The 25,298-nt window shown below is 50.8% G+C and carries 16 protein-coding genes; 5 read left to right on the top strand and 11 right to left on the bottom strand.

The genetic code is table 11. From position 1 onward, the window contains the following. Positions 1-3: 3 nt before the first annotated feature. The 6 genes from KJS57_RS08735 to KJS57_RS08710 form a co-directional block, all read right to left on the bottom strand. Positions 4-2,301 carry a glycoside hydrolase family 3 N-terminal domain-containing protein gene (locus KJS57_RS08735; protein ID WP_213654451.1) on the bottom strand — a complete coding sequence of 766 codons (2,298 nt, stop codon included), beginning with the start codon at positions 2,299-2,301 and terminating at the stop codon, positions 4-6. Between the two features lie 27 nt (positions 2,302-2,328). After that, positions 2,329-3,246 (bottom strand): carbohydrate ABC transporter permease, encoded by a 918-nt coding sequence (locus KJS57_RS08730; RefSeq protein WP_213654450.1) that lies wholly within the window; start codon positions 3,244-3,246, stop codon positions 2,329-2,331. A 22-nt stretch (positions 3,247-3,268) separates the two neighbouring features. Next, positions 3,269-4,207, bottom strand: a complete 939-nt coding sequence (locus KJS57_RS08725) for an ABC transporter permease (RefSeq protein WP_211022316.1) — start codon at positions 4,205-4,207, stop codon at positions 3,269-3,271. 103 nt (positions 4,208-4,310) lie between these two features. Beyond that, on the bottom strand, positions 4,311-5,798 hold the full coding sequence (locus KJS57_RS08720; RefSeq protein ID WP_211022317.1) for an ABC transporter substrate-binding protein: 1,488 nt from the start codon (positions 5,796-5,798) through the stop codon (positions 4,311-4,313). Between the two features lie 135 nt (positions 5,799-5,933). Then, complete coding sequence (locus tag KJS57_RS08715; protein WP_213654449.1) at positions 5,934-7,451, bottom strand: response regulator transcription factor; 1,518 nt, start codon at positions 7,449-7,451, stop codon at positions 5,934-5,936. Next, the gene (locus KJS57_RS08710; RefSeq protein WP_213654448.1) at positions 7,444-9,267 is read right to left on the bottom strand and encodes a sensor histidine kinase; all 1,824 of its coding nucleotides are present in this window, start codon (positions 9,265-9,267) and stop codon (positions 7,444-7,446) included. Before KJS57_RS08710 ends, KJS57_RS08715 begins: the two co-directional genes overlap by 8 nt. 186 nt (positions 9,268-9,453) lie before the next feature. Here KJS57_RS08710 and KJS57_RS08705 point away from each other — a divergent pair, with 186 nt between their 5' ends. The 4 genes from KJS57_RS08705 (at position 9,454) to KJS57_RS08690 (ending at position 13,845) form a co-directional block, all read left to right on the top strand. Beyond that, a complete protein-coding gene (locus KJS57_RS08705) occupies positions 9,454-10,125 on the top strand; it encodes a response regulator transcription factor (RefSeq protein ID WP_211022320.1) in 672 nt (223 codons plus the stop codon). Next, a complete protein-coding gene (locus tag KJS57_RS08700; protein WP_213654447.1) occupies positions 10,122-11,507 on the top strand; it encodes a sensor histidine kinase in 1,386 nt (461 codons plus the stop codon). The genes KJS57_RS08705 and KJS57_RS08700 overlap by 4 nt, the downstream gene beginning before the upstream one ends. A gap of 191 nt (positions 11,508-11,698) precedes the next feature. Continuing rightward, entirely contained in the window at positions 11,699-13,111 is a 1,413-nt protein-coding gene (locus tag KJS57_RS26680; RefSeq protein WP_306434208.1) for an ABC transporter permease, read from the top strand. 8 nt (positions 13,112-13,119) lie between these two features. Then, a complete protein-coding gene (locus KJS57_RS08690) occupies positions 13,120-13,845 on the top strand; it encodes an ABC transporter ATP-binding protein (RefSeq protein ID WP_213654530.1) in 726 nt (241 codons plus the stop codon). Positions 13,846-15,058: 1,213 nt separating this feature from the next. Here the strand turns inward: KJS57_RS08690 and xylB are convergent. Then, positions 15,059-16,555, bottom strand: coding sequence for a xylulokinase (xylB, locus tag KJS57_RS08685; RefSeq protein ID WP_213654446.1), 1,497 nt, complete (start codon positions 16,553-16,555; stop codon positions 15,059-15,061). A gap of 145 nt (positions 16,556-16,700) precedes the next feature. Further along, positions 16,701-18,017, bottom strand: coding sequence for a xylose isomerase (xylA, locus tag KJS57_RS08680; RefSeq protein ID WP_213654445.1), 1,317 nt, complete (start codon positions 18,015-18,017; stop codon positions 16,701-16,703). A gap of 294 nt (positions 18,018-18,311) precedes the next feature. On the opposite strand from xylA, the gene KJS57_RS08675 reads away from it, so the two are divergent. Further along, positions 18,312-19,487, top strand: coding sequence for an ROK family transcriptional regulator (locus tag KJS57_RS08675; RefSeq protein ID WP_213654444.1), 1,176 nt, complete (start codon positions 18,312-18,314; stop codon positions 19,485-19,487). A gap of 60 nt (positions 19,488-19,547) precedes the next feature. Here KJS57_RS08675 and KJS57_RS08670 read toward each other — a convergent pair whose 3' ends face one another. From KJS57_RS08670 to KJS57_RS08660, 3 genes are all read right to left on the bottom strand, one after another. Next, a complete protein-coding gene (locus KJS57_RS08670) occupies positions 19,548-20,474 on the bottom strand; it encodes a nucleoside hydrolase (protein WP_213654443.1) in 927 nt (308 codons plus the stop codon). Between the two features lie 77 nt (positions 20,475-20,551). Continuing rightward, the gene (locus KJS57_RS08665) at positions 20,552-24,121 is read right to left on the bottom strand and encodes an EAL domain-containing protein (RefSeq protein ID WP_213654442.1); all 3,570 of its coding nucleotides are present in this window, start codon (positions 24,119-24,121) and stop codon (positions 20,552-20,554) included. A gap of 257 nt (positions 24,122-24,378) precedes the next feature. Next, on the bottom strand, positions 24,379-25,185 hold the full coding sequence (locus tag KJS57_RS08660) for a formate/nitrite transporter family protein (RefSeq protein ID WP_211022327.1): 807 nt from the start codon (positions 25,183-25,185) through the stop codon (positions 24,379-24,381). Positions 25,186-25,298 lie beyond the last annotated feature (113 nt).

The raw sequence follows: 25,298 nt of genomic DNA, 5'->3' as shown, positions 1-25,298 counted from the left end.
GCTTTAACCCTCCCGTACGATCAGCTTGGCGCTCAGCGTCTCATTCACATGGCTTCCGACGTGAATTATGAATTCCCCGGGTTCCACGACCGGCTTGTAATCCCGGCCGATGTATTGCAGCTCTTCCGCTCCGACGGTGAACTCCACCCGCCGGGATTCACCCGGCGCGAGTTCTACCTTGCGGAAGCCCTTCAATTCCTTGGCCGGTCTCGTCACGACGCTGGCTACGTCAGTTACGTACATTTGAACAACTTCTGCACCGGACCGGTCGCCGGTATTAGTCACTTCTACCGTTACCTTTGCCGATCCGTTCGGAAGAATAGAGTCCGCCCCGATGCTCAGGTTCTCATATTTAAATTCCGTATAACTAAGGCCATATCCGAACGGATAACGCGGCTGCGAATCGGTTTCCAGATATCTCTTGCCGCGCGAACGCTTGCCGTTATAGTAAACCGGAAGCTGACCGACATCCTTCGGAATCGAAATCGTCAGGCGGCCGGACGGATTAATGTCACCGAACAACACGTCGGCGATCGCATGTCCGCCTTCTTGGCCCGGATACCAGGCCTCCACAATGGCGTCCGCGTGCTCGTCGATCCAAGGTTCAGTGATCGGCCGTCCATTGATATACACCACGATCAGCGGTTTGCCCAATTTATGGATTTCCTGAATCAGTTCCAATTGGACTCCCGACAACTTCAGGGACAAGCGGTCGATGCCTTCGCCGCAATCCATGTCGCTCTCCGCATTTCCGGTCACTTTGGAAGCCCCCGTCTTCAAGTCGATGCTTCCTTCGCCAAAGTCCCGGGCGCTGGAACCGCCGACGACCATTACGACCGTATCGGCCTGCTCCGCACAGGATAAAGCAAGTTCAAAGCCTTCTTTGGAATCGCCTTTGATACGGCATCCCGGGGCATACAGCACCCGCTCCGGTTCCGCGCCCAGCTTGCTGCGGATACCGCCGAGCACGGTCGTGACTTTCGACCGCGGCTGCGGCGAAGTATAATCGCCAAGCTGGTTATATCCAACGTCAGCGTTCGGGCCGATAACGGCGATGGTCCCAGCCGACTTCGACAATGGCAGCACGCCGTCTTCATTCTTTAGCAGCACGATGCCTTCCCCCGCGATTTTCCGGGCCAATTGGGCATGTTCGGCGCTGCCGATCACTTGCTCGGCCTTGTCCGGGTCGGCATAAGGCTGTTCGAACAGCCCCAGCTTGAACTTCAGCGTGAGTACGCGATTGGCAGCCTGGTCCACCACAGCCTCAGCCAACCGGCCGGACCGGACCGCATCAAGCAGATGCTTGCCGAACATCTCGCCGGACATCTCCATATCGATGCCTGCCTCAATCGCCTGAACGGCGGCATCCCGTCCGTCCTCGGCCACGTCATGGCCGGATGCCAGCATGTCGATGGCGCCGCAGTCCGTAATGACCATGCCGTCAAAGCCCCACTCGCCGCGAAGGACACCGTCCAACAATTCCGTGTTGGTCGTGCAAGGCACACCGTCAATTTCGTTGTAGGCCGGCATGATCGAAGCCGCTCCCGCTTCCACGGCTTTGCGGAACGGAAGCAGGTCAACCTCGAGCAGCTCGCGCCGTCCCATATGGACCGGCCCGGCATTGCGGCCGCCTTCGGAGCTGCCATAGCCTACGAAATGCTTCAAGGTGGCAGCAACGCTGTCTTCGCTGTCCAGACTGCTTCCCTGCAGTCCTTCCACCGAGGCCACCGCCATTTCGCCGATCAGATAAGCATCCTCACCGAAGCATTCCTCCGTCCGGCCCCAGCGGGGATCCCGGACGACGTCAAGCACGGGAGAGTAGGTCACCGCCCCGCCCTGACTGCGGGTTTCCAAGGCCACGGCCCGGCACATCTCCCGGTACAAATCCACGTTCCAGGTACTGCCGAGCGACAACGGCACGGGGAATACGGTGGCGCCGATGGCCATATGCCCATGAGAGCATTCTTCCCCGATCAGAATCGGAATGCCGAGCCGGGAATGCTCAATCGCATACCGCTGAATCTCGTTGACCGCCTCGGCGCCCTGGCGGGGAGATAATCCGCTCTCCAGGGTCACTCCCGTCCAAGGGTCGGCGCGAAGCACGCCATATAACGACCCGACGCCTCCGTCCGCCACTTGCTTCTTAAAGCTTTCCGTCAGCTCTATTTTTCCGTCTATATGCTCATAAGTCTGCCAGCCGAACGGCTGGATCAACTGGCCGACCTTTTCTTCCAAAGTCATCAGGCTGAGCAAATGCTCCGCCCGCTCCTGTATCGGTTTAGTCTTGTCTTTATAGATCATGGTTTCCACTCTCTCCTCCAAATGATCCTATTCTTTAACTGCCCCTACCGTAAGACCTTGAATGAAATAACGTTGGAAAAACGGATATGCAAAAATGATCGGCCCCGTCGCCAGTACTACCATAGCCATCCGCGACGTATCCTGCGGCAATGAACGCAGCGCCTCAAGACTCAAAGAGCTGTTTTGCGAATTTTGCAAAATGAACTGCATGCTGGTTTCGATACGCATCAGCATCGATTGAAGCGGAACCAGATTCGGATTGTCGATGTACAACAACGCGTTAAACCAGTCGTTCCAATACCCCAAGGTGCTGAACAACCCGATGGTTGCCAAGCCGGGAAGGGATAGCGGCAATACGAGTTTGAGAAAAATCCGGAATTCTCCCGCTCCGTCGATTTTCCCGGATTCGATAATCGCGTCGGGAACGCTTGTACTGTAAAACGTACGCAGAATCATGATATAGAAGGCGTTGACCGCCAGCGGCAAAATCAGAGCCCAGACCGAATCTTTAAGCGACAGCATTTGCGTCACGATAATATATGTCGGTACCAGACCGCCGTTGAACAGCATCGTAAAGAAAGCAAAGAAGGCGAAAAAATTGCGGTATTTAAAGCTTTTACGCGAAATGGCATAGGCATAAAAGGAGATGAACAACAAACTGACAATCGTACCTACCACGGTCACGAATATCGTAACCCCGTAGGACCGAAGCAAAGTATCCCCGGTTTGGAACACGTAGCGGTAGGCTTCCAGGCTCCACCCGGCAGGGATCAGTTTGTAGCCGTCTCTCGCCAGCGCGTTTTCGTCCGTAAAAGAAATAATGACGACGAACAGAAACGGAAATACGCACAGAAAAGCGAAAATACCGGCAAAGAGATTGAATATCACATTCCAAGGCGTTGAAAGCCGATGAAAATCACGTACTTTATAGGTTCTCGCAGACATGTTACTCACTCCTTCCGGTGGATTAGAACAAGGCGCTGTCCTTGTCAAATTTGCGTACGATATAATTCGAGGTCATGACCAGAACAAAGCCTACGACGGATTGATACAGACCTGCCGCCGTACTCATGCCGATCTCGCCGGTCGTTTTGAGTCCGCGATATACATACGTATCGATAACGTTCGTGACCGAATACAGGGTGCCGGAATCCCGCGGAACCTGATAGAACAACCCAAAGTCCGCATAGAAGATCTTGCCGACGGCCAACAGCGTCATGATCGTGATGATCGGGGTGAGCAACGGAATCGTAATGTTGCGGATTTGCTGGAACTTGCTTGCGCCATCGATCATGGCCGCTTCGTAAAGCGACTTGTCGATCCCCATAATTGCAGCCAGATAGACTACGCTGTTATAACCAACCGCTTTCCACAAATACACGAGAATAAGAATATAAGGCCAGACTTTAGGATCGTTATACCACTGCATCGACTCCCAGCCTAAGCTCTTGAATACTTGGTTGAGCAGCCCGCGCTCGGAGCTGAGGAAACTGAATGCGAAATAACCGACGATAACCCAAGACAGAAAATAGGGAAGGAACATGCCGGTCTGATATACTTTGGCCAGTCTTTTGTTGGCGATCTCACTGAGCACCACGGCCATCAGTACGGATAGAATCAAGCCGATAATAATGAACGCGACATTGTAGAGCAAGGTGTTTCTCGTGATGATATAGGCATCGTTCGTACTAAATAAAAACTTAAAGTTGTCCAAGCCCACCCATTTGCTGTTGACGATGCTCGCCCAGAAGCCGTCCCGGCTGAAGCGGTATTGCTTAAAGGCTATAATCGTACCGAACATCGGCATATAGGAGAAGAAGAGGAACCACAATGCACCCGGCAGAACCATGAGCAGCAACACTTTATTTTTGATGATATCGCGAAAAAATCCGCCTACCATTTTCATGCAAATCCCTCCTGATCGCTAAAATGAAAACCTGACGAGTGTAAAAAAGATCGGGCGTTAGGATCTTCACCCGCCCGATCTTCCTAAGCCTCATGAAGCTTGATTACTTGTTGTTAGCGGCTCTCCACTCATCGATTTGTTTTTGCGCTTCGGCAATGATCTTGTCGAGTCCGGCTGCTTTGAATTTCTCGTTTGCTTTTGCCAGATATTCGTTCGGATCTACCGTACCGGTCATCAGGGAAGACCAGAACTCTTCCTTCACGTTTTGCACAGCCGCGATTTCATTCGTTACCGCGGAAGTATCGAAGTTGAAGCCAAGCAGTGGAGCGTTAATGCCCGATGCGTTAAATTTCTTGAATTCGTCCCATTTATTTTCCGGGTCTCCTTCATTCAGGTAAGTGATCATAACGTTGCCGAGCGAGAATGTAGGCATGTCGTAATTTTTGGCATCAGCCAGGTTTTTGACCGTGTTGTCATTCACTTTTTCGTAATGAACGCCTTCAATACCCGAGTCGATCAGGTTGCGCAGATAAGAATCCGTGTTCAACAGGTTCAGGAATTCCATAGCTTTCTCCGGATGCTCGGAGTTAGCGGAAATAGCTTGCATGGAGCCCATTACGGACCAGTTATAAATGTACGGTTGGCTGGCTGGTGTCGAAACTACCGGATAACCGTAGCTTGCGGACCAGAGGTTATCGGCCAACGGCTGCGTTGCAGCGCGGTCCATGAACCATTTGCCGGATTTATACAGATCGTCTACAGATGTCGTAGTTGCTACTTCCGGAGAAACATAACCCGCCTGGTAGAACTTGCGGACGGTTTCCAGCGTCGATTTCGCTTCCGGAGTTTCAAGGATATTGACTACCTTGTAATCCTTCGTATCCATATACACGGCCATCGGCATTTTCTCGATGACATAGTCAAATGGCATAACCGGCATGAAATCCTTTAACATCGCGTATGGAGTAATGCCCGGTTCGTTTTCCTTGATTGTCTTGAGCATCGGCTCCAGGCTTTCCATCGTTGTCGCCTTGCTTATATCCAGATTGTATTTGTCGAGCAACTCTTTGTTGAAACGCCATACTTCTTGAGCCGGGAGTTCTTTGTTGGCAGGAATCGCGTAGTTATGTCCGTCAACCTTGGAGCCTTCCAGGAAGGCCGGGTCCAATGTATCCGTGATCCCTTTTCCGTATTTGCTCAACAGGTCATCCAATTCCATAAAAGCGCCCTTCCGCGCATTTTGAACGTAATCGAAAGCCCAGGAGCTTGTGAACATGATGTCCATCGGCTCGCCGGAAGCAGCCATGACTTGCATCTTTTGCGTGTAATCGCCGAAGTCGATCATTTTCATGTCGATGGTGGCATTAATTTTTTCCAAGGTGTACTTGTTGACTTCATCCACTACGCGTTTAAGGTCTTTTTGCGGAGCGCCGATCGTGTACCAGATCAGTTCAACTGGTTTTTCGGACTTTCCCGAATTACCCTTCGCCGCCGAATTGTCGGCTTTGTTACCGCCGCAAGCGCTAACAATCAGTGAAAGCGCAACCAATGAAATCAGTAACAAGGAGAAGCTTTTTCTTTTTTTGTTCATTCAGGTATAACCTCCCTTTGATGTAGAAGCAATGAATCTATATTTACTGTAAATCATGAAAGCATTTTCAAATAGAAGTGAAAATAAATAAATCATGGTTCAAAATAAAGAAAAGAGTCGGCCAGCAGAAAAATGCTAGCCTAACCCTTTAAATTCCGTGGGGGATACACCGACATACCTTTTGAATTGTTTGTAAAAATATCCAGTTTCCCAGTACCCGACATTACGGGCGATTTCATGTACTTTCTGATGTGTCGTCTTCAGCATTTCCTTGGCTTTGTCGATCCGGTAACGGTTGATATACTCGGTGAACGATTCGCCTACTTCTTTATGAAACAGCTGACCCAAATAAACCGGATGGATCTTGTACGTGTTCGCCAGCGTCTTCAGCGAGAGATCCTGGTTGTAGGAATTCTGAATCGTGTTCAGCACCTGCTGTACGACCGGACTCTTCACATCCCGGGTCATGGCCTCCATGACCGCCGCTGCGGTTTGTTTCACAATGGCTGCAAGCTCTTCCACCGTGGTTGCCGATTGGATCTGTTCAAATCCGCCCGAAAACAATCCGACGTCTTCGGAATGGCGAATTTCCTGCAATTCCAGCTTAATGCGGATCATCCACTCCAGGGCTACTTCCTGAAGCAGTGCCGGGGACGCAGCACCCGATTCGCCAAGGGAGGTGAACTGCCGGTCGATTAATGCGAAAAGTCCCTCTTTGTCCCGAGCAAGCAGCAGTCTCGAGCTTTCGTTCCAATCAAAGGAAGACGCCTCGGCGGTGGTCGCAGAACGGGCGTTCAGTTCGTCGTAGCTGATGACGTTTTTCTCCGGAAAAATCATGAAATACTCTTGGGCCTTCTTCGCATTTTCATAGCTGAGCGAAGCGCCCGTATCCCTGTTCTCTACACTGCCAAGGGAGATTTGGGGCTGAAAGGAGAACAAAATAGAAGTAAGGCGGTCGATTCTCGCTTGCACCTCTTGTTTACCCTGCCCTGAATCCTCAAAATGATGCAGCAGCACAATATCGCTATCATTGTTACGGAACGGGATCACGCTTGGATCACCGCTAAGCTCCCGTTCGACCAGATCAAAGGCGCCTGTGGAGTTCAGCCTGAACCGCAGCAGCGAAATCAGCACCAGCGGCTTGTCGATGTCGATCCCGAGCAGGTCGGCTCTCTCTTTGAATTCCAGCGTGCCGATTTGATTGTACACCCAGCGGTGCATGACATTATCCCGCAAAATACGGATGCTATATTCGTTCAAGGCCTCATTGCTCCGGGACACTTCAAGCTTGTCGCGGACGCTCGCCAAGGTCCCGCGGAACTCCTCCAGATTGATCGGTTTCAGTAAGTAATTCTCAATGCCTAACGCCATGCCTTCTTTCAAATAGGCAAATTCGTCATACCCGCTTAACACGATCACCTTCAAAGCCGGCTTGAACTTACGCGCCTCTCGGATCAGTTGCAGACCGGTCATTTCCGGCATCGAAATGTCGGTAATCAGAATGTCTACCGGCTTTTCGTGCAATGCCTGAAGAGCGGCTTTCCCATTCTCGGCCTGGCCGACGATCTCCATACCGAGCTGGGCCCAATCCACGATATCGTACAATCCTTCGATGATAAACGGTTCATCATCCACAAGAAATACTTTATACATTCCGGTCACCTTCCTCTAGCTCAGGAAAATTCACGATTACAGTCGTGCCTTTCCCCTCTTCGCTGTGTACTTCCACCCCATAAGCATCCCCGTACAGCAGCTTCAACCTTTCGTGAATGCTCCGCAGGCCGAAAGATTCCGAGTATTCATCGGGCTTCTGAAGCCCCTGATTAATTTCTTCCAGCCTGGCCGGGGAAATTCCTCGCCCGTTGTCCTCTACCTTTGCTTGCGCTAATCCTCCATCGGAAGGAAATACGGAAATCGAGACGAAGTTATCGTCCCGGTCTGTCCGCAGTCCATGGACGATGTAATTTTCGATGATCGGCTGAAGCGCCATTTTCATCACCGGTCTGGTTTCAAGCCCTTTGTCAAATTGTATTTCATACGCAAGCCTATCCTTATAGCGGATCCGAAACAGCTCCAGATACATGCGGCATGCTTCCAGTTCATCCTTTAGCGTGTAGTTCCGCTTTTGCTGCACATAGTTTTTGAAGAGCATCGACAGGCTGTAGATCATTTCGCCTACATCGTTCGCTCCCTGCGAAACGGCGCGCATGCGGATCACTTCCAGCGTGTTATACAAAAAGTGAGGGTTGACCCTGGATTCCAGCGCTTTCAATTCGGATTGCTTTTGCTTGATTTCAGCTTTATAGACCCGGTTTATATACAGGTTTAAATTATCGAGCACACTGTTAAAGCTCTTGGAGATGAGCCCGAGCTCATCATCACGGTCGTCTTCGATGCGCACCGACAAATCGCCGTTTCTTACTTTGCGCGTAAAGCGGACAATCCCATAGGTCCGTTTGGCAAAGTTGCTGATAAACAGGGACGGCAGGATAATCGCCACCAAGATACAAATTAAACTGATCGTCAAGATCGTGTTCCGGATGCCGCGATAAGTTTTGGCAAGCTCATTTTTCGGAATCGTGCTGAGGACAGTGAACCCGCCCTGATTTTGAATCAGTTTGGTGACGATCAGACCATCGGCTATCATCCCATTGTCATACGCGGAATTGACCTGTTCAAAATGAGGATATACGCGTCCGTAATACGTGCCCGAACTATCGAACAAAACATCGCCTTTGCTTGAAATGACAAGAATTTGGCCTTTCAGATTATCGCTGAAACGTTCCAGGCTCTCCTGCACCCGGTTCGTGTCGAAATAGACAACCAGCTGCCCCATGTTTCGCAGAGACAAATTATTATTGACGGGAACCCGAACCGAATACATCGGCGTTTGCGGCATGCCGATCGTCTTGCGAATCCAGATGTTCGGCAGGGAAACGCCGCTTTCTTGCTCCAGATACATCGCATCGGGAACATAGGAACGTGAAGCGTTGGTCGATATGATTTTAAACTGCTTGAAACTATTATAGGCGTATAATTGCTGCATATCCGCGCTGTACAGCATAAGACTCAAAATATCCGGGTCATCCTCGACCTGATTTCTGAAATACTGCACCGTGTCCGTAGGGGAACCCGTATCGTTGAAGAACCGGTCCAGCCTGTACTTCACATAATCCTGATAAGGGTGCTCCATAAAATAGGACATATTATAAGCCAGCTCCCGGTCACGATAGACGTCGCGCAGCATCCGCTGAACGGACTCGTATTTGCCGGAAATGTAATTCGATACGCTTTCTAACGCGCTTTTTTGCACGTCCATTTGCCGCTGAACCGCAGCTTCCGACATCACCCGGTACATCAGATAGGAGAACGTAATGATCGTCAAAATCATGACTACGGAGAAGAACAGGATGATTTTCATGAACAGGTTGTTTTTGAAGTATTTTCGGTAGATGTCTCCTACGATCATATCTCTCTCCTTTCCGCCAGGCGGCCGATCATCAAAATTATAACATGACCAAGCAAGCACTGCGGGTGGCCAAGTGGTGATTTCATTATTTTGGATAACTGCTTAATTGTATAATTTCCGCAGTTAAGATATATTGTCATCATTCGTAGATAGCAGGAGAAATCCAGTCAAGGAGATGCTTAAACCGTGATCCATATTTTAATTGCCGACGACGACCCCCATATCCGGGAGTTGTTGACTTATTATTTGCAAGGAGAAGGCTATGGAGTCATCGAAGCCGCCGACGGAACCGAGGCTTCGGCTATTTTGGAAGCGCGGCCCGTTCATCTGGCCATTATAGATGTCATGATGCCCGGGAAGGACGGATTTCAGCTCTGTAAAGAAATCAGGGAGGATTATGATGTGCCGGTCATTTTGCTGACGGCCAAAGATCAGTTGTCCGACAAGGAACAAGGCTTTGCCGTAGGGACCGATGATTACGTCACGAAGCCGTTTGAGCCGAAGGAGCTGCTCTTTCGCACCAAGGCGCTGCTCCGGCGCTATCAGATGGTAAACGCGGAAACGATTCGGCTGGGTGATACGGTCATTGACCGGAAAAGCTATGAAGTGTTGTGCAAAGGAGAACAGCTGCTGCTCCCCATGAAGGAATTCGAGTTACTGTCCCAATTGGCCAGCTACCCGAACCGGATTTTTACGCGTGAAGAGCTAATCGCCCATATTTGGGGCTTTGATTTTGCCGGCGATGACCGAACGGTCGATGTGCATATCAAGCGACTGCGGGACCGGTTCTCGGACTGCGGCGACTTTACGATCACTACGGTTCGCGGCGTGGGTTATAAACTGGAGGCTGCCAAGTGAAGAACCTCTACCACCGTATCGTCGCCACCACCGTGCTTGTGATGATTCTTAGCAGCTCGATCGCTTTTCTGACCTCCAACCTTTATTACCAGTACAAGCTCAAATCTTATAATGACAGTAAGGTCGCTCATATGGCCGAGCAAATCAAGCATTTCTACGAGGACAACGGCGAGCTGCCCCTTGCCCCGTATCTGGACCATATCGGAAAGCTCGGATATCAGTTTTATTTGGTGGACGAGCAGGGCCAGGATGCTTTTTACGGGCAAAGCTTCCGGAAAACCGGGATCGATCCGGGAACGGTCCGGTCGGTTCTCGAAGGTCAGACGTATCATGGAATTACGGAATTCCCCACGGGTTTGTTCATTACCGGGTTCTTCGACAACGATCTCCGCAATACGATCGGCGTGCCGCTCCATAGAGCGGGCGAACCGGCTTACGCCCTTTTTCTCCGTCCTAACGCTATGGTTCAGTTCGGGGAAATGCGGACCTTTTTCGCGATCATCCTTGTCGTTTCCATTCTGCTTAGTATCATTCTGGTGGCGTTCAGCACCCGGTATATGGTCAAGCCTATCGTTAAATTGACGGAGGCCACCAAAATGCTGGCTCGCGGTAAATACAACATCAAGCTGGACGTAAAACGGGACGATGAAATCGGAAAGCTCGCCGTTAATTTCGCCCATATGGCCAAAAGCCTGGAACAGCTTGAAGCGATGCGCCAGGAATTCGTCTCCAACGTCTCTCACGAAATCCAGTCGCCGCTGGCGTCGATCCAAGGATTTTCGCACACGCTGCTGACCGCCGATCTGCCGGAGGAACAGCGCCGGCATTACCTTTCGATTATTGAGGATGAAAGCCGGAGAATATCGCAATTGAGCAAACAACTGCTGACCCTTGCCTCGCTGGAGAAAGAGGAAACGATTCTGGAGAAAGGGTCATTGGATGTAGGGGCCCAAATCAAGCAAGTGCTGTTCATGACCGAATGGAGCTGGCGTGAAAAAGAGCTGGCGATCAAAATGGATCTGCCTTCGCTCTTTATTCAAGCGGACAGCAAATTGCTGCATCAGGTATGGATCAATCTGATCACCAACAGCATCAAATTTACGGAGGAAGGCGGTACGATTTCGGTCCGGCTTCGTCCGGACGGGAAGGATTATATCGCGGTGGAAATTGCCGATACCGGCATCGGGATCTCCGAAAGCGACCTGCCGAATATTTTCCAGCGCTTCTACCGGGCCGATAAATCGAGAAACCGGAAAGAGGGCAGCAGCGGGTTGGGACTGGCGATCGTAGAGAAGATCATCGAAATGCATGGCGGGGAAATTCACGTCGAAAGCGAACCCGGAAAAGGAACGCAGTTCCGCATCCGGCTGCCGATTCATTAATAGAGTGCATTAATAGATTCATTAATGGATTCATTGCCGGCTCAGCTTCCGTTCATATTCAGTTCATACATCCTGTTTATATTTATAGATGCAGCGAGTCATCGCTCGCTCGAAAAAATAGATAACAGGACTGGAGTGGAATAGAGATGTTTTTAGCCCTACGTGAACTAAAGCATTCTAAGACGCGTTATATGCTGATTTCATTAATCATGGTTCTGATCGCCTGGCTGGTGTTGTTTGTTTCCGGCCTCGCCAAAGGACTATCCTCCGATAACGCCTCTTCAATTCAAAATATGAACGCGGATTATCTGGTGCTGGATCAAAACAGCGATCACCGGTTAAGCCGGTCGGCGCTTACGGGGGACGCGCTGGAGCAGGTTAGACTGGCTATGGGCGCGGACGCGGCGGTAAACTCTTCGGATCGTGACGCCAGCGATACGGCGATGGCTGAACCGTTGGGGGTTCAGATGTCTGCGGTAACCCAAGCGGGTTCGCTTAAAAAAATCGACGCGACCTTCTTCGCGGTCGAAGCGGACGGTATGCTTGCTCCGAAGGTGACGGAAGGACGGATGATCGGCGCGGATGCCGCGGAGGAGGTCGTTGCGGACTCTTCTTTTAAGGCGGAGGGCTTGAAGCTCGGAGATATCATTGAAGACCAGACCTCCGGCCGGCAATTTACGATCGTCGGCTTTTCGGAGGGGCAATCGTTCAGCCACTCGCCCGTTCTCCATGTGAATTTTGCGGCGTGGGAAACAATGCAAGCGAGTGGACCGCGGGCTATGGGGGGAAGCGGTGCTGTGGGTGAAGTGAGTGCTGATGGTGGTACTGGTGAGGTAAGTGCTGCTGGGGAAGTGAGTGCTAATGAAGGTGTAAGTGCTGCGGCTGATTCGAGTGCTGACGGAGGTGCAACTGCTGCTGGTGAGGTAAGTGCCACTGGGGAAGTGAGTGCTAAAGAAGGTCTAAGTGCTGCGGCTGATTCGAGTGCTGACGGAGGTGCAACTGCTGCTGGTGGTGCGAGTACTGATGGCGCTGTGAGTGCTGCTGGAGAGGTAAGTGCCACTGGGGAAGTGAATGGTGCTGGCGAAGGAGGGGCTGGCGTTGTTTTTAACGCCATTGCTTTTAAGGGCTCCGGCTCGACAGCCGCAGAGGTCGGCGCACAGGTATCCGGCGTCGATGTCATCAGTAAAGCCGAGGCTCTCAAAGGTATACCCGGATACAAGGAAGAACAAGGTTCCCTGCTGATGATGATCGCGTTTCTGTTTATCATTGCGGCGTTTGTCCTGGCTGTATTCTTTTACGTAATCACAATTCAGAAAATCAATCAGTTCGGCGTGCTCAAAGCGATCGGTGCAAAGACGGGATTTCTGGCCCGCAGCCTGCTCGCCCAAGTGCTGTCTCTTTCCGTGTTCAGTCTGGCCATCGGGATCGCCTTAACATACGGCGTTTCGGCCGTACTGCCGGACAGCATGCCTTTTGAATTAAATTTCAGCCTGGTCGGCGGCAGTGCGCTGCTATTCCTGGTCGTTGCCGTGGCCGGCTCGCTGCTGTCGCTTTATCGGGTTGCTAAAGTAGATGCGATCGAAGCTATTGGGAGGGCTGCATAATGAGCACGATGACAAAAGAACAAGATGTGAAGTTTTGGGCACGCTCCGATTCGAACGGCGACAGCAAGTTGCTGCTCGATCAGGTCAGCAAAGTGTACGGCGACGGAGATGCCGAGGTCAAGGTGCTTGACCGGGTATCGCTAGAGGTGAAGGCCGGGGAATTCGTGGCTGTCGTCGGCCCGTCCGGAGCCGGAAAAAGCACGTTCCTCTCTATTGCCGGCGCTCTGCTATCCCCGACTCGGGGCAGAGTCCTGATCGGCGGACAAGATGTCAGCAAACTGAGCGGTTCCGAACTGAACGATGTCCGGCTCGCCAAAATCGGATTCATATTTCAATCCGCCAACCTGATCCCCTATCTGACCATCAGAGATCAATTGCTGCTGATTGGGGAATTGGCCGGCAAGCCGAAGGCGGAGTCGAAAAAGAAAGCCGACGCCCTGCTCGAACGTCTCGGACTAGGCCACCGGCTGACCCGCTATCCCGAGTCTCTCTCCGGAGGAGAACGCCAACGTGCGGCCATCGCTCGTGCCTGGATGAACGACCCTGAGATCATCCTCGCCGACGAGCCGACGGCCAGCCTCGACTCCGAGCGCGGCCGCGACGTCGTACAGATGCTAGCCGACGAGGTCAAGCATCGCGGCAAAGCCGCCGTCATGGTTACCCATGACCAACGTATGCTCGACCTGTGCGACCGCGTCGTGTACATCGAGGATGGCCAGCTGTCGGAGGTGTAACGCCATCGCTTAGCCCAGCCCGGCTCGGCTCGGAGAATTAACTGCAAAACCTGCAGTTAATTCTCTCGATAAACCGACTCCGGGACATTTAAATGTAAATTCTACAGCTAATTTAGGCTCTTTCAGCGAAAAAGGCAAAAAGGTGGAGAATTAACTGTAGATATTACAGCTAATTACCTGAAATGTTTGAATTCAAGGCAATTAACTGTAGAAAATGCAGTTAATTATTCTGAACAACCAAAAAGTTACTCTAATAGGTACTCAAGGATGGAATGTTACTGGGAGGTTTGCATAATGCGCGCGGTTTGGTCACCAGTTAGTTAAAGTAACTAATTCATGCACTTGGCGGGACGACTGAGGAACAGGCTATTGCGTTGCTGGACCGGATCACCAGTCTGGATCATCACTCGGAATCATTAGTCGAACTCACCAAGCTGAGCTCTCTGTACATCTCAACCAGTCTGCCCTAATAATTAACTGCAAAATCTACAGTTATTTCGCACGATAGACCAGTTTCGAGCAAATTAACTGGAAATCCTACAGCTAATTTAGGCTCTTCCCAGCGAAAGGCGCAGAAAAGATGAAAATTAACTGTACAAAATACAGCTAATCATCCAAAATGACCGAATTCAGGGCAATTAACTGTAGAAAATACAGTTAATTATTCTGAACAACCGAAAAGTTACTCTAATAGGTACTCAAGGATGAAATGTTACTGGGAGGTTTGCATAATGCGCGCGGTTTGGTCACCAGTTAGTTAAAGTAACTAATTCATGCACTTGGCCGAACGTCTCAGGAACGGGCCAACGTGCTGCTTGCTGCGCTGCTGGACCGGATTACCAGTCTGAATCATCACTCGGAATCATTAGTCGAACTCATCAAGCTCAGCTTTCTGTGCATTTCAACCAGTCTGCCCTAATAATTAACTGCAAAATCTACAGTTATTTCGCACGATAGACCAGTCTCGAGCAAATTAACTGGAAATCCTACAGCTAATTTAGGCTCTTCCCAGCGAAAAGCGCAGAAATGATGAAAATTTACTGTACAAAATACAGCTAATCATCCAAAATGACCGAATTCGAGTCAATTAACTGTAGAAAATACAGTTAATTATCCAACAGAGCGCCTAGTTCAGCTCTTTAACGTCAAAAGCGCGAGACCCCTTACAGCGTAAAGGGTCTCGCGCTTTTAATTGTCTATTCGATCCTCCGGTTTAGCCGCGGAATTCCTGCAATCCTTCGTTCAGCGAACGGATGGCGGAATAAACTTGCTGATACAGCTTGAACAGGCGGCCGTAGATTTCTACGTTGGCCGGAATCGGCTCGTAGGTTTTGCCGTAGCCGATAAACTTGTCGGCGCATTCTTTCAGGCTGCCGAACCAGCCGCAGCCGACAGCGGCCATCATAGCGGAGCCCATGGCCGGGCCTTGCTCGTTCTTCAGCGAGACGACCGGCGTGCCGAAGATGTCGGCCTGCATTTGCAGCCAGACCGGATTCTTGGCACCCCCACCAATGGAGATGACGCGTTCGACCGTGATGCCGGCTTCGCGGAACAAGGCCACGGACTCGGCCAGCGAGAACGTGATGCCTTCCATCACGGCGCGGGCGAGGTGCTCGCGGCGGTGCGTGCCGGACAAGCCGATGAAGCTGCCGCGAATGACGCTGTCCGCGTGCGGCGTGCGTTCGCCGACCAGGTATGGCGTGAACAACAGGCCGTCCGCGCCCGGAGGCAGCGAGCCGACCGGCTCCAGCAATTCATTGAAGCTGAGCTCCGGCGCGAGCGAGTCCTTAAACCAGCTCAACGAGTAGCCGGCCGCCAGGGTTACACCCATGGCGTAAAAAGCGCCCGGATGCGCATGGTTGAAGAAGTGCACCTTGCCGGCGAAGTCCTTGTTCTTGTCCTCTTCGTACGTGAGGACAACGCCGGATGTGCCGATGCTGCACAACGCATCGCCCTTCCGGACAATGCCGGCGCCTACCGCGCCGCAGGCATTGTCCGCGCCGCCGCCGAACACCCGGGTGTTCGGCGAGAGCCCGCACTGCTGCGCGAATTCCGGCAGCAGCGTGCCGGTTTGCTCCGTGCTGCCGACCAGCGGCGGGCAGAACCCTTCCGGAAGGCCGAACGCCTGAGCGATTTCCTCGCTCCAGGCCCCTTCCGGAACGTTCAGCAGCAGCGTGCCTGCGGCATCGGAGATTTCCATCTCTACGCGCCCGGTCATCCGGTAGCGCAGATAATCCTTCGGCAGCACGAACCGTGCCGCCTTGGCGAACAGCTCGGGCTCATGCTTTTGCACCCACAGGATTTTCGGCAACGTAAATCCTTCCAAGGCCGCATTACGCGTAATGTCGAGCAGCTTGCCGCCGAGCTTCTGCTCGATTTCCCGGCACTCCTTCGTCGTGCGGGTATCGTTCCACAGAATCGCATTGCGCAGCACATGATTCTGCTCATCCAGCAAAACCATGCCGTGCATCTGTCCCGAGAAGGACACGCCTTCGATATCTTCCCCCGAAACGCTGTTTTCCTGAAGCAATTGCTTCAGGCAGGCGACCGTTCCGTTCACCCATTCCTCCGGATTCTGCTCGCTGTAGCCCGGACGCTCCTGAATCAGCGGGTACGCAGCCGTAGCTTCCCCTTTGATTTCTCCTTCCTTGTTCACTAGCACCGTTTTTACCGAGCTTGTGCCAAGGTCAATCCCAATAACGTATTTCATCCGTGACGCTCTCCCTTCATTCAACTAGTCAGTTAAGCCGTGCCCAACCAAGCAGGCCAAATACCACAAAAAGGGACGGCAGGCGTCCCTTTTTGCTGTTTCAATCAAAGATCAATCGCACCGGTAGTCGTTTCGTTCCGATTGCTTATTTTGTTCCGAAGATGTACTCGTTCAAGCGGGCTTTAACCAGCTCGAGGTGGTTCGATTTGTTGCGGATGTCGCTGTGCTCAAGAGCATAAGCTTCCAACGATTTGAAGTTGGCTTTGCCGGACACGATGTCGGCGCCGATGCCGGATTTGAAGCTGGAATAGCGCTCTTCGAGCAATCCGTCGATGAATTTTTCTTCTTTCATTTTTGCAGCCACTTTCAGGCCTTTCGCAAAAGTATCCATACCTGCGATATGAGCGTAGAACAGATCCTCAGGCTCGAAAGAAGTACGTCTTACTTTAGCGTCGAAGTTTACGCCGCCGGAGCCGATGCCGCCGTTTTCGAGAATTTCGTACATAGCAAGGGTAACGGAATACAGATCAGTCGGGAATTCGTCCGTATCCCAGCCGAGCAGCATGTCGCCTTGGTTGGCGTCGATCGAACCGAGCATGTTGTTCAAGCGGGCGACGCGCAATTCATGTTCAAAAGTGTGACCTGCGAGCGTAGCATGGTTAGCTTCCAGGTTGAGTTTGAAATGATCTTGCAAGTTGTATTTTTGCAGGAACGCGATTGTAGTAGCCGCGTCGAAATCGTATTGGTGTTTTGTAGGCTCTTTTGGTTTTGGCTCGATCAGGAATTGGCCTTTGAAGCCGATTTCCTTAGCGTAGTCAATCGCCATTTGGAAGAATCTTGCCAGGTTGTCAAGCTCAAGGCCCATATCCGTATTCAACAGGGATTCGTAACCTTCACGTCCGCCCCAGAACACATAGTTTTCAGAGCCCAGTTCAACTGCTGTTTCCAAGCCTTTTTTAACTTGAGCTGCAGCGTAAGCGAATACGTCGGCGTTCGAAGTTGTTGCTGCACCATGGACGTAACGTGGATTGGAGAACATGTTAGCCGTATTCCAAAGCAGCTTAACGCCCGTATCCTTCATGCCTTCTTTCAATTTAGCAACGATTACGTCGAGGTTCTGGTTGGATTCTTTCAAAGTTGCGCCTTCAGGAGCTACGTCGACGTCATGGAAGCAGTAGTAAGGAGCGCCGAGTTTTTGAAGGAATTCAAAGTTAACTTCTACGCGTTCTTTAGCCAGATCCAGGCCGGATACAGTCTCCCAAGGACGGATCATGTTAGCCGCACCGAAAGGATCGGTACCGTTCATTGTGAATGTATGCCAGTAAGCTACAGCAAACCGGAGGTGTTCTTTCATCGATTTTCCGAGTACGACTTCGTTTTCGTTATAATGTTTAAATGCCAGAGGGTTGTTGGAGCCTGCGCCTTCATACTGAATTTTGCTAATGTTCTTGAAATAACTCACTTTTGAGTCCTCCCTGCATGATTTGGATTTTAGTAAGCCCTTTCATGGGCTCCCTTAAAAAGATGGTTCAACAAATCAAATTTCGGACATGTTGCAATCTCGGATGCTGAAAACCTGATTGTTTGAACATGATTTCTTAAGTAGCATGCCCTGTAGATTTGTCTGCATGCCCTTTTCAACTAGATCGTATCACGTTATACTTAGTTTGTCTAGTAAACTAACTAAGTTATTCAGTTACCTTTTTGTTTTTATGATATGATGGCAAATAAGAGCAAGTCTATACGGAGGATTATCATGAAAATTACCGGCGACCAGCAGTTGATTAAAAAAATGAACAAGAGCATCGTGCTGGACACCATTCGTCAGCGCCAGCCCTTGTCCCGTGCAGATATTTCAGCCGGTATTGGCTTAAATAAAGCGACCGTTTCCTCGCTCGTTTCCGAACTGATCGACAGCAATCTCGTTACGGAGATCGGTCCGGGCGAATCGAGCGGCGGACGTAAGCCGACGCTGCTACTATTCAATAAAAATGCAGGCTTCGCCATCGGCATAGATATCCGGGTCAGCGATCTGCTGGCTATCTTGGTTGACTTGGAGGGGAACGTCCTCCATGAGAAAAGCGTGTCTTTAACGGACTTCTCTCCAGAGAAGGTCCTTGAGCAAGTTCGAAAAACGATTTTGCTGCTTAAACGAAAGCTCCCCGAGTCCCCTTACGGGATCGTCGGGATCGGCATCGGAGTTCCCGGACTCGTTAATGAAAAGAACCGAGTCGTTTCCGCTCCTAACCTGGGCTGGGACAACGTCGATCTGGCAGGCGCCCTGGCGGCGGAATTCAGCGACAACATTCATATTGATAATGAGGCGAACGCCGGAGCGATTGGCGAGAAGCTGTACGGTGCCGGCCGCGATTCGCTCAATTTGATTTACTTAAGTCTTGGCGTCGGGATCGGCTCAGGAATTATCGTTGGCGGGGAGTTATACCGGGGAACTTCCAACTTCTCCGGCGAGGTAGGACATATGACGATTGCGGAAAATGGACCGCTCTGCCGCTGCGGCAACCGGGGCTGCTGGGAAACGCTGGCCTCGGAGAAGGCCTTGCTTGACCGTGCTGCAGCCCTAGATGAACATGATGAAGCTCCTAATCTGGAGAGCATCATGAAGGCGGCCAAACAAGGCGATCCTGCCGCCGTTTCCCTGTTAAACGAGATCGGCTCCCAACTCGGCGTCGGGCTGGCCAATCTGGTCAACATCCTCAATCCGGAGCTCATCGTCATAGGCAACCGCTTGTCGCTGGCCGGCGAGTTGTTTGAAGATGCCATGCTGCGCACGATTGAGAGCCGGAGCTTATCGTATCACCGCAAAAAGACGCATGTCGATTTCGCCAAGCTGGGCATCCGCTCCACCGCGCTCGGCGCCGCTTCCATGCCGATTACGGCTTTCCTTACGGACCCGGACGTAACCATCGACTAGATCTTCTACAAAAAAAGCGCGAGTAGCAGGAGGCATCCCCCGCTACTCGCGCTTTTAATATTAAACTTCCCCGCCTATAATTCGGCTCGTAAAATGCTTCAGGAATCGATCCGCGTCAACGCCGGTACAAACGCTGATTTTCGGTTCGCCTTCCGTCGAACCTACGGTTCTGCCGGTTTGTTCGCCCTCGGTAACGACCGTTACCCGCATCAGCTCCATCCGGACCAGGCTTGGGTCCACGGCAACCCCTACCGCTAACGGGTCATGCAGGCCGCAGCCTCCTTTTCCAGGATAAGTCGATTCGTAAAATTCCATATAGAACTCGCTCATCTCCGCAAGGAAGATCGCATCGTTCCGGCCGGACGACCGCCAAGCATCCAGCTGCGTTCTCGGCAGCAGCGTTTGCAGCGTGACATCCAGTCCGACCAGCGTCAGCGGCAATCCAGATCCGAATACCACGGCTGCAGCTTCCGGATCGGCCACAATATTGGCCTCCCCGTATGGCGTAACATTGCCGGGTACGGTAACCGCACCGCCCATCACGATCACTTCCTTGACCAAGGTCACGATTCCCGGCTCCTTTTCAATCGCCAGCGCCAGATTGGTCAACGGACCCACCGCTATGATCGTCAGTTCACCCGGATAGCGCGTTACCTGATCAATGATATAGTCCGCCGCTATTCCCGGTTCAGCTTGGCCCTGCGGCGGCGTACTCAGTGCGTTTCCAAGCCCGTCCTCTCCATGAACATGCCTCGAGTAACGGGCCTTTTCCCCGCGGCGCAGAGTTTCCTTGGCTCCTTCTATAACGGGAACCGGCTTGTCCAGCTTCTCCAGCACCGCCAGCGTATTTCGCGTAGCTTCCGCTACCGTAACATTCCCGAAGCAAGTCGTAATCCCGATCAGTTCCAGCTCGGGAGAGTGTGCGGCATAGACGATAGCCATTGCATCATCCACGCCCGTATCTACATCCAGAATAATTTTTTTCAATGAGGATCCTCCCTACATGATGTGATAAAACCGAGAAGTCTGTATGAATCCTCCTGCTCCCAAATATACAATTTCCCTCATTCAGGATGCTGCAAGGCGGAAGTTTTTCCGCCGATGTCGTAAACAGGATTACTCCGGATAAGCCGGATCGCCTCCTTCTCAGGAAGCGGCTTGCTGATAAGGTATCCCTGAATTACATCGCATTTTGCCCGTTTGACATACTGCATTTGCCGGGCCGTTTCCACGCCTTCTGCCACGACCTTGAGTCCCATCTTTCTGCCGATCAATACAATTGCCCGGGCCAAAGAACGGTTATCGTCATCGTTAGGCACATGCTCGATAAAAGTTTTATCGATTTTCAGCGTCGTAATCGGCATTTGTTTCAGATACCCGAGAGACGAGTATCCGGTTCCGAAATCATCGAGAGCAATTTGAATCCCTTTGGATCTAAGGAAGGAAAGATTCGGGATCAGTTGGTCAAACGACTCCACAATCGTCGATTCAGTGATTTCGAGTTCCAATAATTCCGGTTCAAGCCCCGTTATTTCCAGCGACTCCATTACTTTATCGACGAAATTGTCCTGAATCAGTTGGATCACCGAAATATTGACCGCAATTTTATAGTGTCCGTGCCCTTGATCCTGTAACCGCTTGGCAAACATGCAAGCCTGCAAAATAACCCAATCCCCTATGGGAATAATCAGTCTGCTGTCTTCCGCAACCTTGATAAACGTAAGTGGCGATACGAATCCGAGCTCCGGACTATTCCAGCGGATCAGCGATTCAAACCCAATAATTCTGCCGGTTTTCAAGCTAAGCTGCGGCTGATAGTATAACAGAAACTCCTCGTTTTGTAATCCTTGCCGCAGGTACTTTTCCAGTTGGACCCGTTCATTAAACGCTTGAAGGAATGAAGGATCGAAGATCATGTACTTCCCTTTGCCCGCTTCTTTGGCGGCATACATGGCCACGTCCGCATTTTTCAGTATTTCCTCTGCGTTCGTCCCGTCTTGCGGATAGTATGAAATCCCGATGCTCACGGATACATAGAGATCGCTGTCATTGATATGAAACGGCGTTTTGAACCCGTCCAGCAGCCGATCGGCCAGCTCAACGGCCCGCTCCTTCCGTTCGATTTCCTTCATAAGAATGACGAATTCATCCCCGCCGAGCCGGAACAGAATTCCTTCATCTCCAATGATATTGGAGAGACGAGCGCTGGCTTCTATCAGCAAACGATCGCCGAATTTGTGGCCAAGCGTATCATTTATGTATTTAAAATTGTCCGTATCCACGAAGAACAGAGCCGCTTTCCCATCGGGACGGGAGAAGACCAATTCCAATTCCTCCAGCAGATACAACCGGTTTGGCAGATCGCTAAGCGCATCGTAGTATGCCAAGTGCTGCAAACGCTCCTGGGACAGCTTCAGCTCATTGATATCTGAAATCGAGCCTATAAACCGGATGGATTCGCCGGCTTCATTAAGAACCGTCTTTCCTCTACCCTGGAACCAGCGGTACTCTCCATTTTTCATGCGCAGCCGATATTCGCATTCGAACAGGGACTTGCCATTTTTCTTGGCCGCCTCCAACTCGCGCTGATATTTCTCAATGTCATCCGGATGAACGATATCCGTAACCATCTCATTCGTCACGTGATCGTCATGAGAATATCCGAGCAGTTCGAACCATCGTTGGGAGTAATAATACCGTTTCCTTACCAGATCGAATTCCCAGATGCCTCCATTCGAGGCTTCTGTAACTAACCGATAACGTTCCTCGTTCCGGCGCAGCATTTCCTGATTCTCCAGCAACTGTTCATAGTTGATCCGCAATTCATCCTGAGTCGCCGTCAACTCTTCGCACATCGCCTCCAACTCGTGGTTGCTTTGCTGTAGCCGGAGCTCGGATTCCTTACGGTCAGTGATATCGATCATGGACCCGGCGAACCGAACGACCTGGCCTTCATGGTTTTTACGGAGCCTGCCTCTGGCTTGGATCCAGATATAAGATCCATCCTTTTTGCGCATGCGATATTCGCCCTCATAAACAGGACTCTCTCCGTTCAAGTACTCCTGCCGCAGCTTTGTGATGCGCTTAACATCATCGGGATGGATCAGGTCCATCCAACCACCCAGCGTCGACTGAATCTCGTCCCGCTCGTAACCCAGCAGCTCGAACAGCCGATCGGAGACGAAGTAATCCCCCGTAGAGGGTACCGTATCCCAGATCACCGCACCGGATCCCAAGGTGGCCAATCTGAATCGCTCCTCGCTGATACGGAGCTTGTCCTCTTTTTTGATCAACTCATCGAACTGTCGTTCCATCTCTTCCTGAGTCGCCGCCAGCTCTTCATATGTAGCTTCAAGTTCCTGATAACTGTTTTGCAGTTTGTTCTCATATACCTTGCGATCCTGGATATCCATCCCCGCCACCACGAACACATCCGGGTCCCCGGATAAGCCGCGGATCGTAGAAGACCGGAACAGAAACACTTTGGAAGGGCTCCCGTCCGCGCACAACAGCGTCATCTCCCGGTTGTCCACGAATTTCATGGACAGCGCATCGTCGAGAAGGGTGAACAACTCCTTGTAACGATCCTTCAGGCCGGGAAGTTCATTGTACTTGGTTCCGATCGCGGTCTCTTCCTTGATCCCGGTCAGCCACTCGGCATATTTATTAAGGCGGACGGTTGTTTTATCGCCCTGCACGGCCCAGATAAATAGATTCGTATGATCCAGCACATCCTTGGAGAATTGCTGTTCCCCATGAATCGCTCTCCGAAGCCGGTTAATGTACAGCTTAAGGAGCACATAACTCAAGACAAGGAAGAAAACAAGAATGAAGCCGGCCAATATATAACGATTTCGGATTCTTTCCATGTAAAAATCGGAATGCTTGAAGAAATACCTTTCATATAAAGCTTCGTAGCTTTGCTCCCCGCGCAGTTCGTCAATTCTTTTATTGATATATTCCACCATTTGGGGCGAACCTTTACTGACGCCATAAGCAATGTCTACAGGATACAAATCGTACAACACCTGGCGAATTTCCTTATTCATTCCCTCTTTGACCATTAAGTAATTGACGACATGCTGGTTCTCGAACAGAAGATCAATCGATCCCTCTCTTAACGCCATCAACCCTTCCTCAACGGTCGGAAAACTGCTGTAATCCTCCACTCCGGCGCTAACCTTGAGCTGTTGTTCCGTATATTGTCCCGCTGCCACGCCGATCTTGAAATTTTGCAGCGTTGCAAGCGTCACCTGATCTTCGAAATATTCCCTCACATAGACGCCGGTATATGTACGCATGACGGGTTTGGAATATAGCAAATCATCCTTACGGCTATCCGAAACCGCCATCAGACCGACGGTATCGATCTCCTGGTTCTTGAGTTTATTATAGGCGGATTCCCAATTATCAAATGTATAATAAATTGAATATTTATCCTCTTCAAACAGCATCCGGGTCAGTTCCAGATCGAAGCCGGAGGGATATCCATGCTGGTTAAATTTATAAGGCGGGTAGTCGAGCTCGGTGTAGTAAGTCACATTATGCCTGGAACTGCCCTCTCCAAAAGCCGGATTATAGAAGGAAGTAAAAAGTATGACGGCAAAAATGAACATCCAAAGTATTCGCTTCATCATCATGCACCCTTTGAATTATGATCGTATACCCGGCCGCCTAGCAAAGAAGGATAGAGTGGGAGAACAAGGAGCGGGAGTCATTGTGACAGAAACAGTGACTATGGAGCTGTTTTCCAGGATATTCATCCTATTTCGTTTAATTTTAACATAATTTTGAAAGTTCAAATAGGCTTTTTTACCTAAAAATTCAACGCGGAACTGCACGCAAAAAAGACCGGCCTCTGCACTTAAGAGAGAATCCGGTCTTATAAGCCCTATTTTTTCGGCAATTTTTCGTGATTTTCCGCATCCAGGAACGGTTTATTGACAAAATAGTACATAAAGCCCATCAGCAATACACCGCCTACCAAATTACCCAGCGTAACTGGAACCAAATTGTGCACGACCCCGCCGAAGGAAATGGTGCCCGGATGGTTGAGCACCAACGCAATTGCGAATGTACACATATTAGCTATACTGTGCTCGTATCCCGAAATGAAGAAGCAGAACACGAACAGCATCATCGCAAACATTTTGGCGCCATCCCCCTGCAAGGACATAGGAATGAAGAAAGCCAGGCAGACCAGCCAGTTACATAGAATTGCCCTAAAAAACAGCTCTATGGTCGAGGTGCTCATCTTATGCTCTACCACATTCAGCAGGAAGCTGTTGACAGAGGAATCGTCAAAAAGTCCGGTCAGGTAGATCAGCAGCGCAAAGGCGCAGGCTCCTAATATATTCCCGATATAACTAAGAACCCACAGTTTAACGACCTGAAGCCATTTCAGCTTCTTCCGCAGCGCCGCATAAGTATAGTAAAACGTATTTCCGGTGAAGAGGTCCCCTCCGCCATAAGCGATCAGGATAATTGCCGCGCCGAACGTAATGGCGGCCATCGGATAAGTCAGCGGGGATTGCTCCATGTAAAAAAAGTTTCCGCTCTTGAAGGCTACGATGACCCCGAATCCGATGAACATGCTCGCAAGCATGGCTCTGGCGATGTAACGAAGCTGGCTTTGCTTGAAGATTTTGTACTTTTTAAGCGCCAGCTCTTCCACTTTTAACAAAGATTCAGTTTCCATAGTGCCTCCCTTGTATTATTTCTCCTCATTTTCCATAAATCCTGGAGGTTGTCAAGCTTCTCCGTATTTTATTAGATACTCGTTATTTACTTTTTGCCCTTAATTGTGCATAA

Source organism: Paenibacillus vini (assembly GCF_018403325.1).
In the GTDB taxonomy this organism is placed as follows: Bacteria; Bacillota; Bacilli; order Paenibacillales; family Paenibacillaceae; genus Fontibacillus; species Fontibacillus vini.
Note: the sequence above shows the minus strand (reverse complement) of the source record. Positions and strands in the feature narration are given on the sequence as shown.